Origin of the sequence: Methylobacterium sp. UNC300MFChir4.1 (assembly GCF_900110155.1) — a bacterium.
In the GTDB taxonomy this organism is placed as follows: Bacteria; Pseudomonadota; Alphaproteobacteria; order Rhizobiales; family Beijerinckiaceae; genus Methylobacterium.
Window position 1 is genome coordinate 118,573 of sequence record NZ_FOCS01000001.1, and the last position, 20,306, is coordinate 138,878.

The following is a 20,306-nucleotide window of genomic DNA, read 5'->3' on the forward strand; positions in this document are numbered from 1 at the left end:
TGAAGCGAGTCACTCGGATGTGATTCGTTAAGTGCCACTTGTGGACAACCCGATGGTCTGCACGCTGGACAGCGGCACGCGCTGCGAACCGATCACCAGCACCGGCGACGTTCCGCTGAGATCGACCTCGTCGACCGTGCCCGTGAGGCTCGTATCGACCGAAACGCTCGAGCCGGTGGCATCCGTGGCCGCCACCTTGATCGAGTAGTTCCCGTCGGGCGCGGTCAGGCCGGCCGAGGTCTTGCCGTTCCACGTGTAGGTCTGGCTGCCGGCATTGAGCGCGGTGGTCTGCGTGGCCACGACGTTGCTCTTCGAGTCCAGGACCGTGATCACCGCCTTCGAGGCGGCCCGGGCCGGGTTCAGCGTCCAGGAGGCGGAGCCGCCGGACAGCTGCGAGGCGCTGCCGTCGGCCGACACGGTCTTCCCGATGTAGCTCGTGGCCGAGGCCGAGCTCGCCGATTGCGAGGCGCTCAGGATGCTGTCGAGGCGGTCGTTGGTCTTAAGCTGCTGCTCGACGCCGGCGAACTGCACCAGCTGCTGCGTGAACTGGTTGGTGTCCATCGGGTCGAGGGGGTTCTGGTTCTTGAGCTGCGTGGTCAGCAGCGTCAGGAACTGCGTGAAGTTGCTGGCGATCTCGGTGGCGTTGCCGCTGCTGCTCGTGGACGAGCCCGTCGTGTTCGTCGTGCGCGTCAGGCTCGATATACCGCTCGTCATGCTGATCTCTCCTGTGCCGCGTCCTGGCGCAGGGGCCGGATGCGCGTCGTGTCTGTGTGGGTCCGCGATGCGGGCGCCGCGCGTACCGCCTAGATCCTCATGTCGAGGCCGCCGTAGCCGCGCAGGACGCGGATCGGGGCGACCTCGTGCGGGGCTTCCGCCTGATCGCGCGACCAGCCCGTGCCGCCCCCGCGCGGGGAATCGCCCGGCTGACCGCCGCTGCCGCCGCTCTGGGCGCTTCCGTCGCCCCGCAGCGACAGGTTGATCCCGCCGGCCGAGGGATCGAAGCCGGCCTGGGTCAGCGCCTGCTGCAGCTGGCCGGCGTCGCGCTGGAGCAGCGCGAGGGTCTCGGGCCGGTCGACCACCAAGTGGGTCATGACGCGGCCGTGCGCCTTGTCGATCTCCAGCTTGACGTCGATGCGCCCGAGCTCGGCCGGGTCGAGCCGGATCTGGAACTCGTTGGATCCGCGCAGCGACCTCAGGCCGATGGTCATCGGCACCTGGCCGATCGGGATGGGTGGGTCGGTCTGGAGCGACGCGGTCTGCGTCGGCGCGGCGGTCTCCTGGGCGGCGCGCGTCGTGTCCACGGCCTGACCGGATGTCGCGCGCGGCGCCGGACCACCCTGCGCCGCCGCGGGCAGCGTCTGAAGCGGACCTGCGCCCTGGCTCGCGTCGGTCAGGGCGGTGAGGAAATCCTGGGCCGCCGCATCGGACGTCGCGGCCGCCGCGCCGCCGGCCGTCAGGCCGTCGACCGGGACGCTGCCCGGCCCGACTTTGCCGGGTTCGTGACCGGCGCCCGCCGATGCCGGAGCGGTCCCGACGATGCTGGGGACGGTTCCGGCCGCGCGGCCGCCGCCCTGAGCGTTCGTGCCGGAAGGGCCCGCGGTTGCGCCGGTTCCGGAGAGAGCCGCCGAGCCGTCCTGCGCTGGCGCCGTGCCGCTACCCGCATCCGTCTCAGCCTCGGCCTCCGTCTTGACCGTCCCGGTCGCGCCGCCCCCCTCGGACAGCGCGGCGATGAGGGCCAGAAGGGAGGCGGACGGCCCCGAGGCCGCGGGCTGCGCAGGGGCCTCGGCCATCTGCGGCGGCACCGCCGCGTCGGCCTCGGGGCCTGCGGTGCCGGCCGCCTCGGCGGCCGGATCCTGCCCGGCCGCGACGGCCTCGGAACCCTGCTGCGCGGCGGCTCCCGCCCGGCCGGTCTCGGCGGTGCGCGCCGCGCCCGCCTTCGGAGCCTCGGCGCGCGCGCCCGCGGCGGAGGGCGGTCCCTCGGCCCGCGCGGCCGAGGCCGGCGCATCCGCCGGCTTGGCGAGGCTGACCCTCTTGTCCGCGACCCGGGCCTCGGTCTGAAGCGCCGCATCCCGGGCGCGGTCGCCGGCCAGCCGCGCGGCGTCGGCCTGATCGCGCAGGTCGGCCTGACGGGCGCGGGCCGAGGCGGCGACGTCGCGCTGATCGGCGGCGCGGGCCCGCGCCGTCGCGGCGTCGTCGCGGGCCTGGGCCGCGCTCAGGGCGGCGCCGAAGCGGTCCTGCGCGGAATTGCCGGCGCGGGCCGCCACGCCCGCGGCCTCCCAGCCCGAACGCTGCGCCTGCGCGTTCCGCGCGGACGGAATCCACGTGGTGACATCCAAACGATCCGCCGCGCCGCTCGCCATTCCGGACTCCTCTGGGCCGCACAGCAGCAAGGCGCGCGCCACCGTGCCGGCCGGATAAGTCACTGAAAAATCTCGTTCTCTGCTTGCAGCACGCGGGTCGGACCTGATCGAAGCTGCCGCCCGCCCGGCAGGATCTGCCGAGTGTCCGATCTCGCTGCCCTGGAAAGCCGGGCGAAGTCCCGCTATAGACGGCCCGTGCAGCCAGGGAGCTTCCGGGCCGGCGGCTGCGGACCCTCGCGATGAACGCCCTCGATCTTCCCAAAGCCCCCCACGAGACGCGCGTCGTCGTCGCCATGTCGGGCGGCGTCGATTCCTCCGTGGTCGCGGGCCTGCTGAAGCGGCAGGGCTTCGACGTGGTCGGCGTCACGCTCCAGCTCTACGACCACGGCGCGGCGAGCCACCGCAAGGGCGCGTGCTGCGCCGGCCAGGACATCCACGACGCCCGGGCGGCGGCGGAGCATCTCGGCATCCCGCACTACGTCCTCGATTACGAGGATCGCTTCCGCGACGAAGTCATCGAGAAGTTCGCCGAGAGCTACCTCGCGGGCGAGACACCGATCCCCTGTGTCGAGTGCAACCGCACGGTGAAGTTCCGCGACCTGCTGGGCCTCGCCCGCGACCTCGACGCCGACGCGCTCGCCACCGGCCACTACGTGGCCAGCCGGGCGCTCCCGGGCGGCGGCCGCGCGCTCCACCGCGCCCTCGATCCCGCCCGTGACCAGAGCTACTTCCTCTACGCGACCACGGCGGAGCAGCTGGACTTCCTGCGCTTCCCCCTGGGCGAGATGGAGAAGACCGAGACCCGCGCGCTCGCGAAGGATCTCGGCCTGTCCCTCGCCGAGAAGCCGGACAGCCAGGACATCTGCTTCGTGCCGCAGGGCCGCTACAGCGACGTGATCGCGCGTCTGCGCCCCGACGCGGCGCGGCCCGGCGAGATCGTCGACCTCGCCGGCCACGTCCTCGGCCGGCACGACGGGATCGTGCATTACACGGTGGGCCAGCGGAAGGGCCTCGGCCTGTCCGGGCCCGAGCCGCTCTACGTCGTGCGGCTGGAGCCGGACTCGGCCCGCGTTGTGGTCGGGCCGCGCACAGCGCTGGCCACGACCCGGATCCGCCTCTCGGACCTCAACTGGCTCGGCGAGGGGCCGGTGGCGGCCGTGCGCGACCTGCCGGTGGCAGTCCGCGTGCGATCGACCCGTCCGCCGCGCCCGGCGACGCTGACGGTCGGGCCGGACGGCGCGGCCGAGGTCGTGCTCGCCGAGCCCGAGGACGGCGTGTCGCCGGGGCAGGCCTGCGCGATCTACGCGGATGACGGCCCCCGGGCCCGGGTCCTGGGCGGCGGCACCATCCGGCGTGTCGACGCGTTGTCGGCCCGGCCCCGCGAGGCCGCCTGATCTCAACCTCTGGAACCTTCGAACGATGCTGAGCGAGCCGCAGATGGCCGGGCCGAGCACGGCCCTGATGCGCAAGGCCTATGCCCGCTGGGCCCCCGTCTACGACGTGGTCTACGACAAGCTCACCGAGCCCGCGGCCCGCGCCGCCGTCGAGGCGGCGGCCGAGCATGGGCCGCGGATCCTGGAGGCCGGCGTCGGCACCGGGCTGGCGCTGGGCTACTACCCGAAGGCCAGCTTCGTCTGCGGCGTCGACCTCTCCGAGGACATGCTCAAGCGCGCCCGCGCCAAGGTCCGGCGCCGGAACTTGGCCCACGTGAAGGGCCTCCAAGTGATGGACGTCTGCCACCTCGGCTACGCCGACGCGAGCTTCGACGCCGTCGTGGCCCAGTTCCTGATCACCCTGGTGCCCGACCCCGAGGCCGCGATGTCGGAGTTCCTGCGGGTGGTGCGCCCGGGCGGCGGCATCGTCCTCGCCAACCATTTCGGCCAGAGCGACGGCCCTCTGGCCCGGGTCGAGGAAGTCGTGGCGCCGCTCTGCACGAAGATCGGTTGGTCGTCGGACTTCAAGGCGACGCGGATCGAGGCCTGGGCGCGGCGCAACGGCGTCGAGGTCCTGGGGTTGAAGCCGACCTTCCCGGGCGGGTTCTTCAAGATCCTGCGGATGCGCAAGCCCGGGTGAGCGAGACCGGCAACGCCCCCGACGCCGAAGGCTGCGTCGAGAACCGCGAGGGGCGCTGGAAGCGCCTGCGGCGCTGGCTCCCGCTGGCGCTGCTCCTGACGGTGTCGGCGGTGGTCTTGGTCTCGGGAGCCGCGCAACTCCTCAGCCTCGACCGCCTGCTCGCGTCCCGCCTCTGGCTGCGCGGCTTCGTCGAGGCCGGGTATCTCCGCGCGCTGGTCGCGGCCTACTGCCTCTATGTCGGGGCCGTCGTCGTGTCGGTACCGGCCACGCTGATCCTCACGATGGTCTGCGGCTTCCTGTTCGGCATCGTGCCGGGGGCGCTTACCGCGGTCTGTGCGGCCACGACCGGGGCGGCCATCGTGTTCGCGATCGGCCGCGGGCCCGGCGCCGACCTGCTGCGGCGCATGGGCGGCACGCGCCTCGCCGGGCTGGCCGAGGGCTTCCGCCGCGACGCCTTCGGCTACATCGCGGTGCTCCGCCTCCTGCCGCTGTTCCCGTTCTGGGTGACCAACCTCGCGCCCGCCGCCTTCGGGGTGAAGATGCGGGTCTTCGTGCTCGCGACGTTCCTGGGGCTGCTGCCGGGCGCGATCGTGTACGCCACCACGGGCGCGGGCATCGAGGACGTCGTCGCCGCCCACGAGGCCGCCAGGGCCGCCTGCCTCGCGACGGGGGCGGGCGGCTGCGACCAGGCCCTGACCCTGCGCGCCCTGGTCACGCCCAAGATGGTTGCAGGTCTCGCGATGCTGGCGGTCTTCGCCCTGGTCAGCATGCTGCTGAGCCGCCGCGCCCGACGCGGCTGAGATGCGCCGCCGAGACGCGCGATCCGCCACCGGCTGTGTTTTTCGGTGTCTGAGGGCGCGTGCAACCGCTTGGAGGGGGATGTCGTATAGTGCTCGCCGCCGAGAGCCTGTATTCCCGCCTGCGAATCTGTGGCTTGCGAACATGTATCCCGCGAAGGCCGAACCCGGCTCGAGCTTTCTCAATCCTCTCTCCGCCGATCCTCATCCGCGATGCCGGCGCGGAGCGTGACCGGCGTGTCCCTCGAGTCCCATCAGGCCGCGGCACCGGCGACGCCGGCGCCCGCACCGGCCCGCGACGTCCCCGAGCGGCGCACCGCGCGCCTCGGCCTGTCCGGGCGCCTGTTCCTCGTCACCGTCGCGTTCGTGGTGGTGGCCGAGGTGCTGACCTACGTGCCGGCGGTGGCCAATTACCGGATCGAATGGATGTCCGACCGCCTGGCGGCCGCGCAAGTCGCCGCTCTGGTGCTCGACGGGCGGACCGGCGAGCCGGTCTCCGAGCCGCTCGAGAGCCGGCTCCTGGCCGGCGTGAACGCCCGCGCCATCGCCGTCCGCGGCGGCGGCGCCCAGCGTCTGCTCGCCATCGAGCCCATGCCCGAGCAGGTCGCCGACACCGTCGACCTGCGCGACGTCACGGCCCTGTCGGCGATCCGGGGCGCGTGGCGCACCCTCGTGGCGCCGGTCCACGAGCCGATCCGCGTGGTCGGGGAGGGCGGCATCGGCTTCGACCGGGTCGAGATCCTGCTCGATGAGGCGCCGCTGCGCACCGCCATGATCGACTACGCGCTGCGCCTGCTGGTCTCCTCGCTGATCATCGCGGCCGCCGCCGCCGGTCTCGTCTTCGTGGTGCTGCAGGTGCTGATCGTGCGCCCCGTGCGGCGGCTCGCCACCAGCATCACGGCCTTCGCGGACGATCCGGAGGATGCCGGGCGGATCATCGCGCCGTCCCGCCGCAGCGACGAGATCGGCCAGGCCGAGCGGGCGCTCGGGCGGATGCAGCGCAGCCTCGCCGATCAGCTCCGGCAGAAGCGGCGACTCGCCGAACTGGGCTTGGCGGTCAGCAAGATCAGCCACGAACTGCGCAACCTGCTGACCGGCGCGCAACTCCTGGGCGACCGCCTGGAGGGGACCGAGGATCCGACCGTGCAGCGCGTGGCCCCCCGCCTCGTCGGCACGCTGGCCCGCGCGATCCGCTTCTGCGAGGCGACCCTCGCCTACGGGCGCGTCTCCGAGCGGGCGCCGCTCCTCACCAGCACGCCGCTGGCACCGGTCTTCGCGGAACTTCCGGATCTCGCCGCGCTGGCGGCGCATCCGGTCAGCGTCCAGGTCGCGGCGGGCGATCTCTCCGTGCAGGCCGATCCGGAGCAGCTCGGGCGGGCGCTGGCCAACCTCGTGCGCAATGCCGTGCAGGCGCTGGACGGGGCGGCCGTGCCGGAGGCCGCCGTGAGCGTGGTCGCCGCCCGCGCGGCACCGGGCCGGGTCACGATCCTGGTCGCCGATAACGGTCCCGGTCTCCCGGCGCGCGCGCGGGAGAACCTGTTCGCGCCGTTCCAGGGATCCATGCGGTCCGGTGGCACGGGCCTCGGGCTGCCGATCGCCGCCGAGCTGATCGGGATCAACGGCGGCACCCTCACCCTCGACGATTGCGAGGCCGAGGGGCTGAGCGGCGCGCGCTTCCGGATCGTGCTGCCGGAGGGCTGACGGGACCGGACCCGCGGGACGTCGCCCCGCTGCCGCTACTCGGCCGCGGCCCGGACGGGCTCCCCGACCCGGATGCCGAGATCGGCCAGCAGCGCCGCGTCGTCGTCCTGCCCGTTATTGGCGGTGGTGAGCAGCCGCTCGCCGTAGAAGATCGAGTTGGCGCCGGCGAGGAAGCACAGCACCTGGGCCTCGCGGGTGAGGCTCTTGCGGCCGGCGCTGAGCCGCACGCGGGAGCGCGGCATCACGATCCGCGCCGTGGCGCACATGCGCACCAGATCGAACGGGTCGACCGCCGGCTGGTCCTCCAGCGGGGTGCCGGGCACCGCCACGAGGGCGTTGATCGGCACGCTTTCCGGATGGGGGGCGTGGTTGGACAGAACCTGGAGCATCGCGGCGCGGTCGGTGACACCTTCGCCCATCCCGACGATACCGCCGCAGCACACGCCGATCCCGGCCTCGCGGACGTTCGCGAGGGTCTGCAGGCGCTCGTCGTAGGTGCGGGTGGAGATGATGTCCTCGTAGAAATCCGGCCCGGTATCGAGGTTGTGGTTGTAGGAGGTCAGCCCGGCCTCGGCGAGGCGTCCGGCCTGCGAGGGCGTGAGCATGCCGAGCGTCACGCAGGCCTCCATGCCGAGGCCGCGCACGCCGCGCACCATGGCGAGCACCGCGTCGAATTCCGGGCCGTCCTTCGGCTGGCGCCACGCGGCGCCCATGCAGAAGCGCTGGGCGCCGGCGGCCTTGGCGGCGGCCGCCTCGGCCAGCACCGTCTCCACGGGCATCAGCCGCTCGCGCGCGACGCCCGCGCCCTTGTGATGGGCCGATTGCGGGCAGTAGGCGCAATCCTCCGGGCAGCCGCCGGTCTTGATCGACAGGAGCGAGGCCCGCTGGATGTCGGCGGGGTCGTTGTGCCGGCGGTGCACCTGCGCGGCCCGGAACACGAGGTCCATCAGCGGCAGGTCGTGGATCGCGCGGATCTCCGCCACGCTCCAGTCGTGGCGGATGTCGCCGAGGTCGGGCTGCTGGGAACCGGGGAGGGAAGTCGCGCTCATGCGGTGTTTGAGCCGGATCGGCGGACAGAAATCAAGCGGGCCTCGCGCCCGATCCTCCGACCGAGGGGTCGGTCTGGACGATCATGCCGTACCAGCCCAGCCCGCAATAGGTCTCGTATCCCGGTGTCCGATGGTACGCCGTGACCGTGCCCGACCGCGGATCCCGCACGACTCCGCTCGTCTCGCCGTCCATCCGGCAGGAGACCCGCTCGGTCAGGAGGCCGACCTGATCCGAGGCGGCCAGCACCCGGCCGCCGGCATCGACCAGCAGTGCGCGGGTGCGCCCCCGATCTTCCGGCGCGACCCGGATCCCCGAAACGATGGCGTGGGCCTGCGGTGCCCAGTCGAAGTGGATCGCCAGGACGCCGAGCGGTGCGCCGGTCGCCTGACCGCCCGCCCGCACGCTCGCCGCGTAGGTGGCGACCTGCGCGCCACCCAGCGCATCCTCCTGCCGCACGTCGGCGCAGACGAAGGCGTCGCCGCTCTCCAGGGCGAGCGCCTCCCGGAACCACGCTTCGCCCGCGACGCTCCGGCCCTGGAGCCCGGGGTAGCGGTCGGCGCGGCCGGTCGCGAGGATGCGGCCGTCCAGGCCGCAGATCCAGAGATCGAGATAGACCGTGTAGGCCGAGAGGATGATGCCGAGGCGGTCGCCCGCGAAGGCCGCCGCGGCCGGGCCGGGATCGGCCGCGCAGGCGACGACGGCGGCGTCGGTCGCCCACCAGCGCACGTCACAGGTCCGCTCGTAGAGGTTGCGATCGATCAGCTCGACCGCGTTGAGCGCGAGATCGACCAGGCGTTCTCCCTGGACGCGGCCCGCCATCGTCTCGACGGTGCGCTGCAGCTCGACGATGCGGCCGGACAGGTGAAGCTCCAGCTCGCCGGCGATGACGTCCACGGATTCGCCGAGGGCGCGCACTTCCTGGGCGACAACCGCGAAGCCGCGTCCCTCATCTCCGGCCCGCGCGGCCTCGATGAGCGCGTTGAGGGCGAGGATCTTGGTCTGCGCCGTGATCCGCCGGATCCGGCCGGTCTTCTCCTGCGCTGCTTGCTTGACGGCATCGGCCAGGATCTCGATCGACCTGAGCGTCGGCGGCTCGGACTCCGATCCGGAGGTCCGGTCATTGGGGAAATCAGTTTTCGCACTCATGCCGGGCCCGATCGACGAGGCGGGCATTTTACAGCTATAATATAATACAGTCTTAACCGATCAAGGTCCGCGATATAACTTACAATACTAAAATCAATCCATAATTCAATCGAGAGTATATAGGTCCCGTCGGTCGCGGGTGCCGGGCGCTCGCCAATGTCGGTGACGTTGCCTGGACGCGGGGCCGCCGCCCGGACGCGGGCGGCAGCCCGTCTGTCAGCCCGTCTGTCAGTGCGTCGGCTCGCCGGCCGAGACCTTGGCGGTCCAGTCGTCGAAGGCGATGACCTTCTGCCGCTGCTCGCCGAGCCGGTCGATGCGCAGGACCATCTCGTCCCCGGCCTTGAGGTAGCGCGGCGGCTTCATGCCGAGGCCGACGCCCGGCGGCGTGCCGGTGGTGATCACGTCGCCCGGCTCCAGCAGCATGAAGTGCGACGCGTAGGCGACGAGTTGGGGAACGTCGAAGATCATCGTTGCGGTCGAGCCGGTCTGACGGCGCTCGCCGTTCACGTCGAGGCTCATGGCGAGGTTCTTCAGGTCGGGAATCTCGTCGAGGGTCACCAGCCATGGGCCGAGGGGGCCGAAGGTCGGCGCGCTCTTGCCCTTGGTCCAGGTCGGACCGCGGTTCATCTGCCACTCGCGCTCGGAGACGTCGTTGCAGATGCAGGCACCCGCCACGTAGCTCAGCGCCTCGTTGGCGTGGACGTAGCTGGCGCGCCGCCCGATCACCACGGCGAGCTCCACCTCCCAGTCGGTGCTGTGCGATCCCTTGGGGATGATGACCGTGTCGTTCGGCCCGCACAGGCTGGACGGAGCCTTGTTGAAGATGATCGGCTCCGCGGGGATCGGCGAGCCGGTCTCTTCGGCGTGGTCGGCGAAGTTCAGGCCGATGGCGACGACGTTCCGGGTGCCGCCGACGCAGGGGCCGAGGCGCACGTCCGGGGGCAGCTTCGGCAGGGTCTCGGGATCCAGGGCGCGCAGACGCGCCAGCGAGTCGGGCGCGAGGGCCGGCCCGGCGATGTCGCGCACGATGCCCGACAGGTCGCGCAGCCCCCCGCTGGCATCCACGAGGCCGGGCTTCTCGTCGCCGCTCGGGCCGTGCCGGAAGAGCTTCATGGCCGCACTCCTCATCCTTCCCTGAACCGGTCTGCGCCGGACGCCGGGACCATGGCCGGGCCTCGACCCGGGTGCAAGGCCGGCCGCGTCGGCGTGTCGGTCCGCCGGGTGTCGCCGCAGGGCAACAGGACGGCGGAAAAGTGCAGGGTCGGCGACGTTCGGATATATTGTTCCTGTCGCCATCTCGGTGTGACAGCCCGGATCAAGACTGAAAAATCTCGATCATCACGGGCTTTCGCTCGTGAAGGTGCCGTTTACCGCTCCTTATCTACTACTATTCCTCTCGGTGCCGAAAATGGTCGGGGTCATTGCGGTTCCGCACCCGAAACCGGCACCATGCATGAAAGGTCGCCGCATAACGGGTCTCGAACAATCGACGGCGCCCAGCAGAACGAAGGCTTGGGGGAAGAGATGGGCGGGACGGTTCGCGCTGCGATGCTGGCGGCGACGGCGGTGGTCCTCGGCGCCGGGCAGGTGCAGGCGGGGGCGTTCGGGATCCGGGAGCAGAGCACCGAGGCCCAGGGGCTGGCCTTCGCGGGCGCGGCGTCGGGATCGGGCGGCGTCTCGTCGATGTTCTGGAATCCCGCGACGATCACGATGAACCCAGGCTTCGTCGCGGAGCAGAACTTCACCTATATCGGCCTCTCCTCGACGATCCGTCCGGATGCCGGCACCAATCCGGGCTTCGCGCGGCTGGGCGGCTCCGGCGATATCGGCCAGGGCGCCGTCGTGCCGGCGGGCGCGACCTCGTACCAGCTGAACGACCGCCTGTGGCTCGGCCTCTCGACCGGCGCCCCCTTCGGCCTCGTCACCAAGCCGCGGGACGTGTGGGCCGGCGAGGTCTACGGACGCTCGTCGCGGATCTTCTCGCTGGCGATCAACCCGGTCATCGGCTTCAAGGTCAACGAGTGGCTCTCGATCGCGGCCGGCCCGAACATCGAGTATTTCCGCCTGACCCTGCGGCAGGCGCTGCCGATCCCCGGCATCCTGCCGACCTCGTATCCGAGCTCCTTCCTCAAGGGTGAGTCCTGGGGCGCGGGCTTCACCGCCGGCGCCACGCTCACGCCCCGCGACGGGACCGTGCTGGGCATCGGCTACCGCTCCTCGGTGCACCACGACATCGACGGCTCGATCGGCGTCCCGCTCGTCGCCCTGGCGCCGCTGGCCGGACAGGTCCGCGCCAAGCTGAACACGCCCGAGAAGCTGAGCGTCGGCCTGACCCAGGCGGTCTCGCCGGTGGCGCGGGTGAATCTCGGCTTCGAGTGGGACAACTGGTCGAGGCTCGGCACCATCGGCATCGTATCGAAGACGATCGGCCTGCCGGTGAACAACCTGCCGCTCAACTACAAAGACGGGTTCACCTACGCGATCGGCGCCGAGTACGACGCGTCGCCGAACCTGACGCTGCGGACCGGCTTCGCCTACGAGACCTCGCCCATCGACTTCCGGAACCGCTCGGTGCGCCTGCCGGACGGCGACCGGTACAACGTCTCGGTCGGCGCCAGCTACCGCTGGAGCCAGCAGCTGACGCTGAACCTCGCCTACTCGCACTTCTTCCTGGACCGCTCGCGGATCCTCGCGGGCATCGGCCGCGACTACAACATCAGCAACATCGCCTTCGCGGGCGTGGTGGATTCCAGCGCCGACATCGTCTCGGTGGGCTTCCGCTACGTCTTCGGCGCGCCGCCGGCCCCGGCCCCGGCGCCGCTCGTGCGGAAGTACTGACGGGCAGCTCCGGTCGTGTCCTTCGCTGCCGCCGTCTTCGCGAGCGGAATGAAGCGATCCAGGGCAGCGCCACGCCGACAGGTGTCGCGCTGCCCCGGGTCACGTCGCTCCGCTCGTGATGTCGGGGCGGCTCCGTGACCGTCGGGGCCGATCACCCAATCGATCCACGTGCGTCGCGCGCTTCAGGCGCGCATCCGCACGTAGGTCCCCGGCGCCGGCCCTAAGGATTGCAGCGCGTCGCCGCCCGGCTGCCGGGCCGGCACCCGCTCCGGGGCCTGCGCCTCGATCCACTGGAACCAGTAGGGCCACCACGAGCCCTTGGTCTCGACCGCGGCCCTGATCCACTCCTCGAGCGTCCCCTTCACGGGGCCGCCGGTCCAGTAGCCGTATTTCGGCTTGGACGGCGGGTTGATCACGCCGGCGATGTGGCCGGAGCCGGCGAGGACGAAATCGACCTTCCCGCCGAAGACCTTCGAACCCTCGAAGACCGACAGCGCCGGCGCGATGTGGTCCTCGCGGGTCGCGAGGTTGAAGATCGGCACCTGGACCTTCCTGAGATCGAGGCGGACGTTGCCGAGCACCATCCGCCCCTGCGCCAGCGTGTTGTCGAGGTAGCAGTTGCGCAGGTAGAATGAGTGGTTGGCCGCCGGCATCCGGGTGGCGTCGGAGTTCCAGTACAGCAGGTCGAAGGCCGAGGGTGCCTTGCCCTTGATGTAGTTGTTCACGACGTAGGGCCAGATCAGGTCGTTCGGCCGGAGCATGTTGAAGGCGTTCGCCATGCGGGCGCCCTCCAGGTAGCCCTGCTCGGCCATGCGCGCCTCGACCTGGCGGATCTGCTCCTCGTCGGCGAAGACCTTCAGGTCGCCCGCGTGGGTGAAGTCGACCTGCGTGGTGAGCAGCGTCGCGCTCTTGATCCGCCGGTTGCCGGTGGCCGCCTGCATGGCGAGCGTCACCGCGAGCAGCGTGCCGCCGACGCAGTAGCCCGCCGCCGTGACCTCGCTCTCACCGGTGGCGACGCCGATCGCGTCGATGGCCGCCTCGATCCCCTCGCGCATGTAGGACTCGAAGTCCTTGTCGGCGTGGCGGGAATCGGGATTGACCCAGGAGATGCAGAAGACCGTCAGGCCCTGGTCGACCATCCACTTCAGGAAGCTCTTCTGCGGATTGAGGTCGAGGATGTAGAACTTGTTGATCCAGGGCGGGACCATCAGGAACGGGCGCCGCAGCACGGTCTCGGTGGTGGGCGCGTACTGGATCAGCTCGATCAGGTCGTTGCGGAACACCACCTCGCCGGGGGTGACCGCCATGTTGCGCCCGACCTCGAACCCGCTCGGGTCGGTCTGGCGCACGCGCAGCTGCCCGCCGCCGGCCGCCAGATCCTCCTCATACATCTTGAGGCCGCGGACGAGGTTGGCGCCGTTCTCCTGCAGGGTGTGGCGGATCAGCTCCGGGTTGGTCGGCAGGAAGTTCGAGGGCGACAGCATGCTGGTGACTTGGCGCAGGTAGAACTGCGCCTTGTGACGCGTGTGCGCGTCGAGCCCCTCGGCCTCGTCGACGAGGCTCTCGGCCCAGCGGGTGGCGAGCAGGTAGGCCTGCTTGAGGAAGTCGAAATACGGGTTGGTCGTCCACTCGGCGTGGGCGAAGCGCGCGTCCCGGGGCTCGGGCAGCGCCACCGGATCGGCGGGCTGGCCCTGCAGGCGCAGGTAGGTCGAGCCCCAGAGCGACAGGAACGCCTGCGACAGGCGCGCCTGCGCCTCGGCGCTGCGGTTCGGATCGGCGAGCCAAGTCTCGGCCACCTGACCGAGCACCTTGGCCGCCTCATTCATCTCGCTGCCGGGTGCGCCCGCCTGGCCCTCGGGCCCGAGGAGGCGGGCGACGTTGCGCCCCATCGCCTCGACGAACTGACCGGCGTTGCGGGAAATCGCCTCGAAATCCGGCATCGGGGCGACCGTGCCGTCCGGCATCGCGCCGTTCGAGACCGACTTCGGAGGGGCGGTCCGATCCGGCGCCTGCGGGCTCGTCAAACGTGCCTCCCTGTGCTTCATCTGTTGACCCGATGGCGCGGGCCTCGTTTCCGACAAAATAAGGAGCGAGCCAGAGTTTTCGCCAGCCCGGCTCAGGACGTCGCCGAAACATCCGGCCGATCTTTTCATACGCATGTGACGATGGATCGTGCCATTTTGAACCCCGCTATCCGCCCGCATCGCGCCGGTCCGCTGCGCCGCCTGACGCTCGCGGCCGGCCTGGGCGTGCTGGTCGGCGCGCTCGGGGCCTGCTCGGGCGACGTCGTCCGCTCGCTGGCCTCCGATGCAGGCTACGGGCCGCGGGTCGTGGCGGCCCCGGATTTCGTCACGGACACCCGCAGCAAGGCGCAGCCCGACTTCATGCCGGTGGGCGTCGACGCGCCGAAGCGGCCGGTCCGGGCCAAGTCGGTCACGGGCCAGAAGGCCCTGGAGGCGGAGCTGGAAGGTGCCCGCGGCCGCAACGAGGCCCGGGGACGGGCCGCCGAGAGCGCCGGGCGGGGCGCGGCCGCCACCGTCAAGCCGGCTCCGGCGGCGTCGCAGTAGCGGCCCTTTTTCAGGGTCGGCGGCGGCCCGCAACTCTGGTAGAGCACGTGGTTCGCCCGACCGGCCCAAACGAGAGACGCCGGATCCGGGACGCGCCGATGGACACGCCCATGACCGACTTCCACCGCATCAAGCGACTGCCGCCCTACGTCTTCGAGCAGGTCAACCGGATCAAGGCCGCCGCCCGCGCGCAGGGCGCCGACATCATCGATCTCGGCATGGGCAACCCGGATCTGGACGCGCCGAAGCACGTCATCGCCAAGCTGTGCGAGACGGCCGGGCGGCCGCGCACGGATCGCTACTCGGCCTCCAAGGGCATCGCGGGCCTGCGCAAGGCCCAGGCGGGCTATTACCAGCGGCGCTTCGGCGTGACCCTGAACCCCGACACCCAGGTGGTGGCGACTCTCGGGTCCAAGGAAGGGTTCGCCAACATGGCCCAGGCGATCACCGCGCCAGGCGACGTCGTGCTGGTGCCGAACCCGAGCTACCCGATCCACGCCTTCGGCTTCCTGATGGCCGGTGGCGTCATCCGCTCCGTGCCGGCCGAGCCGACGCCGGCGATGTTCCCCGCCCTGGAGCGGGCCATGCGCCACTCGATCCCGAAGCCGGTGGCGCTGGTCGTCTGCTACCCGTCGAACCCGACCGCCTACGTGGCGAGCCTCGACTTCTACCGCGACCTCGTGGCCTTCGCGAAGCAGCACGAGCTGATCCTGCTGTCGGACCTCGCCTACGCGGAAGTCTATTTCGACAACAACCCGCCGCCCTCGGTGCTGCAGGTGCCCGGCGCTATCGACTGCACGGTGGAGTTCACCTCGCTGTCGAAGACCTACTCGATGGCCGGCTGGCGGATGGGCTTCGCGGTGGGCAACGAGCGCCTGCTCGCGGCGCTCACCCGGGTGAAATCCTACCTCGATTACGGCGCCTTCACGCCGATCCAGGTCGCCGCGACGGCCGCCCTCAACGGCCCGGACGACTGCATCCACGAGATGCGCAGCATCTACAGGAAGCGTCGCGACGCGCTGGTGGAGTCCTTCGGCAAGGCCGGCTGGACTATCCCGTCGCCCGCCTCGTCGATGTTCGCCTGGGTGCCGATCCCCGAGCGGTACCGGGAACTCGGCAGCCTCGAATTCTCCAAGCTGCTCCTGGAGAAGTCCGACGTGGCGGTCGCGCCCGGCATCGGCTTCGGCGAGTTCGGTGACGAGTACGTCCGCATCGCGCTCGTGGAGAACGAGCAGCGCATCCGGCAGGCGGCGCGCAATATCCGCCGGTTCTTCGACGGCACCGACAAGACGCTGCACAACGTCCTGCCGATGGCCCGGACCGGCTAGACCGGCCCGCGCAAATTGTTGCCGCGGGGCGACAGACGCCGTCAAAGGTGTCGGCGCCCCGCGCCGGCGCTTGTCAGCGCGGGGCGCGATGGCCAGGGTCAGGTGCGGGGGTCTTCCCGCGTCCCGAGTCTCGCATGCGCCGCCTGAACCTCATCGCCGCCCTGCTGCTCGCCGCCGCGGCCTCGGCCTGCGCGCCGAACCCGATCATCGCCCGGGACCCGATCCCTGCGCCAGGGCCGGCGGACGTGTACGCGTGCGACTCGAAGCCGTTGCCGGTCAACGCCTTCACGACCGATTGCCGCCCCGTCCCGGCGAGCCCGCAGGTCGTGCTGCGCGCGCGGGGCTGAACCCGCCCGGAATTTCGGTAACCGGTCGATTCGGACGGGCCGGACAAGCCGCCCGCGATCAGCTAGACTGTAGGCCAGATGCCGGCCCGCCCGGCCCCCTGACGGAGCATCGCGTGAGCACCAAGACCCTGATCGCCGCCGGATTGCTCGCCCTCCTGGCGGGGCAGGGCGCCTCGGCCTCCGACGCCGCATACCCGCCGGCGCCCTACCAGCCCCGAGCCTTCGTGTTCACCGCCCCGAACGGCCCGACGGTCCTGCAGACCGAGGGCTGCTGCCAGGTGGTGGTGCCGCCGGGCCGGCCCGATCTCGCCCAGCCCGCCGTGCCGGTGGCCGAGGTGATGAACGGCGGCGGCTTCGGCTACACCGGGTTCGACTACTACAACGACCAGATCACCGAGGGGCGGTTCGGCGCGCGCAAGCGGCCGCGGGAGTACGTGATCGCTCCGTCCTACATCGTGCCGCCGCGCTACTGAGCCGCCGGGCGTTCCGGGGCCTCAATCCTTCTGCGGATCGTGGCCCCAGTTCATCAGCGACATCCGCCACGGGGAGTCGGGGTCCTTCCGGGCCTCGCCGCCCTGCTTGAGATGGCGGTGGACGTAGCCCACGACCTTGCGCATGGCGGCGTAGTCGTCGTCCGTCAGGTCGGCCTTCTTGGTGTCCTTGATCGCCAGGATCCGCCGGCCCATCTCGTGCCCGGTCGACTCGCCGCCGTCCTTCTTCTGGCCGACCTCCCGGCTCGCCGCGCTGTCGAGGTGCTTCTTCAGCGCCGCCGGCGTCATGTTGACGGCCTCGTTGAAGTCCTTCCACGTCGCCGCGTGATCGTCCGCCATCCGCCTGCCTCCCGGGCCGTGTCGCTCGTCCCCGACAACGCGCCCGAGGCTCGCCGGCTCGCCGCCATCCCTGCGGTCGGGCGCCGCACGGGCAACGGGCGACGCGGCGGGCGACGTGGCGGGCGACGTGGCGGGGAAGCGTTTACAGGCCGGGTCCCGGGGGGTATCACCCCGACCCGACGAGCTTCCATTCTCTCCCCACACCCCATTCCCGAAAAGCCAGATGCGCGCCGAGATCGAGCAAGCCTCGGATGCCGCCAAGCAGTCTATAGGGCTGCTGAGGAGGCATCTTTGACTGGGATACAGTCGATAAACGCCTCGCGGAGCTGAACGCGGCTTCCGAGGACCCCGACCTCTGGAACGACGCCGAGGCCGCCCAGAAGGTCATGCGCGAGCGCCAGCAGCTCGACGAGGCCGTCACGGCGATCAAGAAGCTCGAGCGCGACCTTGAGGACGGCGCCACGCTGATCGAGCTCGGCGAGATGGAGGGTGACGAATCCTCGATCCGCGAGGGCGAGGCGGCGATCCTCGCCGTCGAGAAGGAGGCCGCGAGCCGGCAGGTCGAGACGCTTCTGTCGGGCGAGGCCGACGGCTTCGACACCTATCTCGAGGTCCATGCCGGGGCCGGCGGCACCGAGAGCCAGGACTGGGCCAACATGCTCCAGCGCATGTATGCCCGCTGGGCCGAGCGCCGGAAGTACAAGGTCGAGGTCGTCGAGATGACCGACGGCGAGGAGGCCGGGATCAAGGGCGCCACGCTCCTGATCAAGGGCCACAACGCCTACGGCTGGCTCAAGACCGAGTCCGGCGTGCACCGTCTGGTCCGGATCTCGCCCTACGATTCCAGCGCCCGGCGGCACACCAGCTTCGCCAGCGTCTGGGTCTATCCGGTGATCGATGACCGGATCGAGATCGAGATCAAGGAATCCGACTGCCGGATCGACACCTACCGGTCGTCCGGCGCCGGCGGCCAGCACGTCAACACCACCGACTCGGCGGTGCGCATCACCCACAACCCCACCGGGATCGTGGTGGCGTGCCAGCAGGAGCGCTCCCAGCACAAGAACCGGGCGACCGCCTGGAACATGCTGCGCGCCCGCCTGTACGAGCTGGAGCTGAAGAAGCGCGAGGAGAAGGCCAACGCCGAGGCCGCCGCCAAGACGGATATCGGCTGGGGCCATCAGATCCGGTCCTACGTGCTGCAGCCGTACCAGCTGGTGAAGGACCTGCGCACCGGCACCCAGTCCACCGATCCGGACGAGGTGCTCGACGGCGACCTCGACCCGTTCATGGAGGCCTCGCTCGCGCAGCGGGTCTACGGCGGCGTTGAGGCGGTCGAGGATATCGACTGAGGCGGCGTGAGCTGCCTCCCCGTCATCACGAGCGCAGCGAAGTGACCCAGGGCGGCGCGCGATCGATCAGCGTGGCGCGACCCTGGATCGCTTCGCTCCGCTCGCAATGACGGCGGTGCTGACAGAGAGCGCCGTTGAGGCCAAAGGATGAGCGCCGGGGGCGCCCATCCTCCCACGCCTCTCAATACCCCAGCGCCGCCCCGTCCTTGCGCGGGTCGGATCCGGCCGCCAGCGTGCCGGCCTTGCGGTCGATCCAGATGACCTGCCCCCCGCCGAGCGGCAGCGGCGCGCGGATCGCCGGGTGGCCGCGCTCGACCAGCCCCGCCATCACGGCGTCGGAGATCCCGCCCTCCACCTCCAGGCTGCCGCCGTAGGCGAAGCTGCGCGGGGCATCGAGGGCCTCCTGCACGTCGAGGCCCCGGTCGAGGAGGCCCGACAGCAGCTCGACATGGCCCATGGCCTGGTAATGGCCGCCCATGACGCCGAACGGCGCGACCGCCTGCCCGTCCTTCATCAGCATGCCGGGGATGATCGTGTGCATCGGCCGCTTGCCCGGGCCGACGCTGTTCGGGTGGCCGCCCTCCGTGCGGAACGACAGGCCGCGATTGTGCAGCAGTACGCCGCTCTCGGGCGCCAGGATGCCGGAGCCGAAGCCCTGGAAGATCGAGTTGATCAGCGACAGCGCGTTGCCGTCCCGGTCGACCACGCAGAGGTAGACCGTGTCCTTGTGGGCGCGGCCCTCGGCCATCTCGCGGGCGATCTCGGGATAGATCTCCGGCTCGCGGGCCCGGCCCATGTCGATCGCGCCGTGGGCGGCGGCCTTCCAGGCGTCGGAGAGCAGGTGCTCGACCGGCACGTTGGCGAGGGCCGCGTCGCCGAACAGCACGTCGCGGTGATGGTAGCCCTGCTTGCAGACCTCGGCGAAGAGGTGGAGCCGGTCGAGGTCGGAGAGCGCGCCGACGTCGTAGTGCGACAGCACGTTCAGCATCATCAGCGCCGCCAGACCCTGGCCGGCGGGCGGGCACTCGTAGACGTCGTAGCCGCGGTAGCGGGTCGAGACCGGTGCGACCACGTCGGGCCGCGCGGCGGCGAAGTCGTCCAGCGTGTGCAGGCCGCCGAGGGCGTTCAGCCGGCTCACCATGTCCTCGGCGACGGGGCCCTCGTAGAAGGCGCGCGCCCCCGCCTCGGCGATCGCTCGGAGCGTCGCCGCGAGCTTCGGCAGGCGGACGACGCTGCCGATCGTCGGCGCCTGCCCGCCGGGCAGGTAGGTCTCGGCGGCGTGCGGATCCGCGGCGACGCGCTCGGCGCCGCGCAGCCAGTCCCATCCCACCCGCTGCTGGACGACGAACCCGTCCTCCGCGTACCGGATCGCCGGCTGGAGCAGCTCGCTGAGGGAGCGGGTGCCATGCTCGCGCACCAGCAGGTCCCAGGCCGCGACCGCGCCCGGCACCGTCACGGCGTGCGGCGAGGTCGGCGCGATCGCGACGCCGTGCTCGGCGTACCAGTCGGGCGTCGCGGCGGCGGGCGCGCGGCCCGAGCCGTCGAGGGCGATGGGCTTGGTGGCGCCCGCGGGGGCGTAGAGCGCGAAGCAGTCGCCGCCGATCCCGGTCATCAGCGGGTCGACCACGCACTGCACGGCCACCGCCGCGATACCGGCATCGACGGCATTGCCGCCCGCGCGCAGCACCTCGATGGCGGCGAGCGTCGAGAGCGGGTGCGAAGTCGCGACCGCGGCGTTGGCGGCGTAGACCGGGGATCGGCCGGGGGCGGAGAAGTCTCTCACGGGATGTCCTGCTCTGCTGGGCGACTTAAAGAATCACCGCTTGATGCATATCGCCACCTCGGGATGAGGCGGTGACGGAGATGACGGCGCGGCCTCGTCCATGACGGATGGCTTCGTCGCCTCGTCTTTGCGAG

General features: G+C 71.1%; 18 protein-coding genes. 10 read left to right on the forward strand and 8 right to left on the reverse strand.

Annotated elements, in window-relative coordinates:
- Window positions 1-27: 27 nt before the first annotated feature.
- Window positions 28-714 (reverse strand): flagellar hook assembly protein FlgD, encoded by a 687-nt coding sequence (locus tag BMY19_RS00605; RefSeq protein WP_100250560.1) that lies wholly within the window; start codon window positions 712-714, stop codon window positions 28-30.
- A gap of 89 nt (window positions 715-803) precedes the next feature.
- Window positions 804-2,360, reverse strand: a complete 1,557-nt coding sequence (locus BMY19_RS00610; protein ID WP_100250561.1) for a flagellar hook-length control protein FliK — start codon at window positions 2,358-2,360, stop codon at window positions 804-806.
- 239 nt (window positions 2,361-2,599) lie between these two features.
- Here BMY19_RS00610 and mnmA point away from each other — a divergent pair, with 239 nt between their 5' ends.
- The 4 genes from mnmA (at window position 2,600) to BMY19_RS00630 (ending at window position 6,931) form a co-directional block, all read left to right on the forward strand.
- Window positions 2,600-3,754 carry a tRNA 2-thiouridine(34) synthase MnmA gene (gene mnmA / locus BMY19_RS00615; protein WP_020090829.1) on the forward strand — a complete coding sequence of 385 codons (1,155 nt, stop codon included), beginning with the start codon at window positions 2,600-2,602 and terminating at the stop codon, window positions 3,752-3,754.
- 25 nt (window positions 3,755-3,779) lie between these two features.
- Window positions 3,780-4,433 (forward strand): class I SAM-dependent methyltransferase, encoded by a 654-nt coding sequence (locus BMY19_RS00620; RefSeq protein WP_056531444.1) that lies wholly within the window; start codon window positions 3,780-3,782, stop codon window positions 4,431-4,433.
- Window positions 4,430-5,233 (forward strand): TVP38/TMEM64 family protein, encoded by an 804-nt coding sequence (locus BMY19_RS00625; protein ID WP_100250562.1) that lies wholly within the window; start codon window positions 4,430-4,432, stop codon window positions 5,231-5,233. The genes BMY19_RS00620 and BMY19_RS00625 overlap by 4 nt, the downstream gene beginning before the upstream one ends.
- A gap of 210 nt (window positions 5,234-5,443) precedes the next feature.
- On the forward strand, window positions 5,444-6,931 hold the full coding sequence (locus tag BMY19_RS00630; protein ID WP_020090826.1) for a sensor histidine kinase: 1,488 nt from the start codon (window positions 5,444-5,446) through the stop codon (window positions 6,929-6,931).
- A gap of 35 nt (window positions 6,932-6,966) precedes the next feature.
- Here BMY19_RS00630 and bioB read toward each other — a convergent pair whose 3' ends face one another.
- The 3 genes from bioB to BMY19_RS00645 form a co-directional block, all read right to left on the reverse strand.
- Window positions 6,967-7,980: a biotin synthase BioB gene (gene bioB / locus BMY19_RS00635; protein ID WP_020090825.1), complete on the reverse strand. Its 1,014-nt coding sequence runs from the start codon at window positions 7,978-7,980 to the stop codon at window positions 6,967-6,969.
- A 31-nt stretch (window positions 7,981-8,011) separates the two neighbouring features.
- Window positions 8,012-9,127, reverse strand: a complete 1,116-nt coding sequence (locus BMY19_RS31560; protein ID WP_280141589.1) for a methyl-accepting chemotaxis protein — start codon at window positions 9,125-9,127, stop codon at window positions 8,012-8,014.
- A 228-nt stretch (window positions 9,128-9,355) separates the two neighbouring features.
- Window positions 9,356-10,240: a fumarylacetoacetate hydrolase family protein gene (locus tag BMY19_RS00645; protein WP_056531450.1), complete on the reverse strand. Its 885-nt coding sequence runs from the start codon at window positions 10,238-10,240 to the stop codon at window positions 9,356-9,358.
- 411 nt (window positions 10,241-10,651) lie between these two features.
- On the opposite strand from BMY19_RS00645, the gene BMY19_RS00650 reads away from it, so the two are divergent.
- Window positions 10,652-11,965 (forward strand): OmpP1/FadL family transporter, encoded by a 1,314-nt coding sequence (locus tag BMY19_RS00650; RefSeq protein WP_100250564.1) that lies wholly within the window; start codon window positions 10,652-10,654, stop codon window positions 11,963-11,965.
- Window positions 11,966-12,147: 182 nt separating this feature from the next.
- On the opposite strand, the gene phaC is transcribed toward BMY19_RS00650, so the two are convergent.
- Window positions 12,148-13,989 carry a PHA/PHB synthase family protein gene (gene phaC / locus BMY19_RS00655; protein ID WP_100250565.1) on the reverse strand — a complete coding sequence of 614 codons (1,842 nt, stop codon included), beginning with the start codon at window positions 13,987-13,989 and terminating at the stop codon, window positions 12,148-12,150.
- Window positions 13,990-14,145: 156 nt separating this feature from the next.
- Between phaC and BMY19_RS00660 the strand changes: the two genes are divergently transcribed.
- From BMY19_RS00660 to BMY19_RS00675, 4 genes are all read left to right on the forward strand, one after another.
- Window positions 14,146-14,532, forward strand: a complete 387-nt coding sequence (locus tag BMY19_RS00660; RefSeq protein ID WP_244534797.1) for a hypothetical protein — start codon at window positions 14,146-14,148, stop codon at window positions 14,530-14,532.
- 110 nt (window positions 14,533-14,642) lie between these two features.
- Complete coding sequence (locus BMY19_RS00665) at window positions 14,643-15,860, forward strand: LL-diaminopimelate aminotransferase (protein ID WP_026604561.1); 1,218 nt, start codon at window positions 14,643-14,645, stop codon at window positions 15,858-15,860.
- 134 nt (window positions 15,861-15,994) lie between these two features.
- Entirely contained in the window at window positions 15,995-16,207 is a 213-nt protein-coding gene (locus BMY19_RS00670) for a hypothetical protein (protein WP_020090818.1), read from the forward strand.
- Window positions 16,208-16,320: 113 nt separating this feature from the next.
- Entirely contained in the window at window positions 16,321-16,680 is a 360-nt protein-coding gene (locus BMY19_RS00675; RefSeq protein WP_020090817.1) for a hypothetical protein, read from the forward strand.
- Window positions 16,681-16,701: 21 nt separating this feature from the next.
- Here BMY19_RS00675 and BMY19_RS00680 read toward each other — a convergent pair whose 3' ends face one another.
- Window positions 16,702-17,037, reverse strand: coding sequence for a DUF3140 domain-containing protein (locus BMY19_RS00680; protein WP_100250567.1), 336 nt, complete (start codon window positions 17,035-17,037; stop codon window positions 16,702-16,704).
- Window positions 17,038-17,260: 223 nt separating this feature from the next.
- On the opposite strand from BMY19_RS00680, the gene prfB reads away from it, so the two are divergent.
- A protein-coding gene (prfB, locus tag BMY19_RS00685; RefSeq protein WP_100250568.1) for a peptide chain release factor 2 occupies window positions 17,261-18,389 on the forward strand; the annotation gives its coding sequence in 2 pieces (ribosomal slippage) (window positions 17,261-17,329 and window positions 17,331-18,389; 1,128 coding nt in all).
- Between the two features lie 181 nt (window positions 18,390-18,570).
- Here the strand turns inward: prfB and ggt are convergent.
- A complete protein-coding gene (gene ggt, locus BMY19_RS00690; protein ID WP_100250569.1) occupies window positions 18,571-20,172 on the reverse strand; it encodes a gamma-glutamyltransferase in 1,602 nt (533 codons plus the stop codon).
- Between the last annotated feature and the right edge of the window lie 134 nt (window positions 20,173-20,306).

Coding starts and splice junctions, on each gene's coding strand:
- BMY19_RS00645 (WP_056531450.1), bottom strand. CDS start 10,240: ATGAAGCTCTTCCGGCACGGCCCGAGCGGCGACGAGAAGCCCGGCCTC.
- BMY19_RS00605 (WP_100250560.1), bottom strand. CDS start 714: ATGACGAGCGGTATATCGAGCCTGACGCGCACGACGAACACGACGGGC.
- mnmA (WP_020090829.1), top strand. CDS start 2,600: ATGAACGCCCTCGATCTTCCCAAAGCCCCCCACGAGACGCGCGTCGTC.
- BMY19_RS00620 (WP_056531444.1), top strand. CDS start 3,780: ATGCTGAGCGAGCCGCAGATGGCCGGGCCGAGCACGGCCCTGATGCGC.
- BMY19_RS00665 (WP_026604561.1), top strand. CDS start 14,643: ATGACCGACTTCCACCGCATCAAGCGACTGCCGCCCTACGTCTTCGAG.
- BMY19_RS00610 (WP_100250561.1), bottom strand. CDS start 2,360: ATGGCGAGCGGCGCGGCGGATCGTTTGGATGTCACCACGTGGATTCCG.
- bioB (WP_020090825.1), bottom strand. CDS start 7,980: ATGAGCGCGACTTCCCTCCCCGGTTCCCAGCAGCCCGACCTCGGCGAC.
- BMY19_RS00630 (WP_020090826.1), top strand. CDS start 5,444: ATGCCGGCGCGGAGCGTGACCGGCGTGTCCCTCGAGTCCCATCAGGCC.
- BMY19_RS00680 (WP_100250567.1), bottom strand. CDS start 17,037: ATGGCGGACGATCACGCGGCGACGTGGAAGGACTTCAACGAGGCCGTC.
- BMY19_RS00670 (WP_020090818.1), top strand. CDS start 15,995: ATGCGCCGCCTGAACCTCATCGCCGCCCTGCTGCTCGCCGCCGCGGCC.
- BMY19_RS31560 (WP_280141589.1), bottom strand. CDS start 9,127: ATGAGTGCGAAAACTGATTTCCCCAATGACCGGACCTCCGGATCGGAG.
- BMY19_RS00650 (WP_100250564.1), top strand. CDS start 10,652: ATGGGCGGGACGGTTCGCGCTGCGATGCTGGCGGCGACGGCGGTGGTC.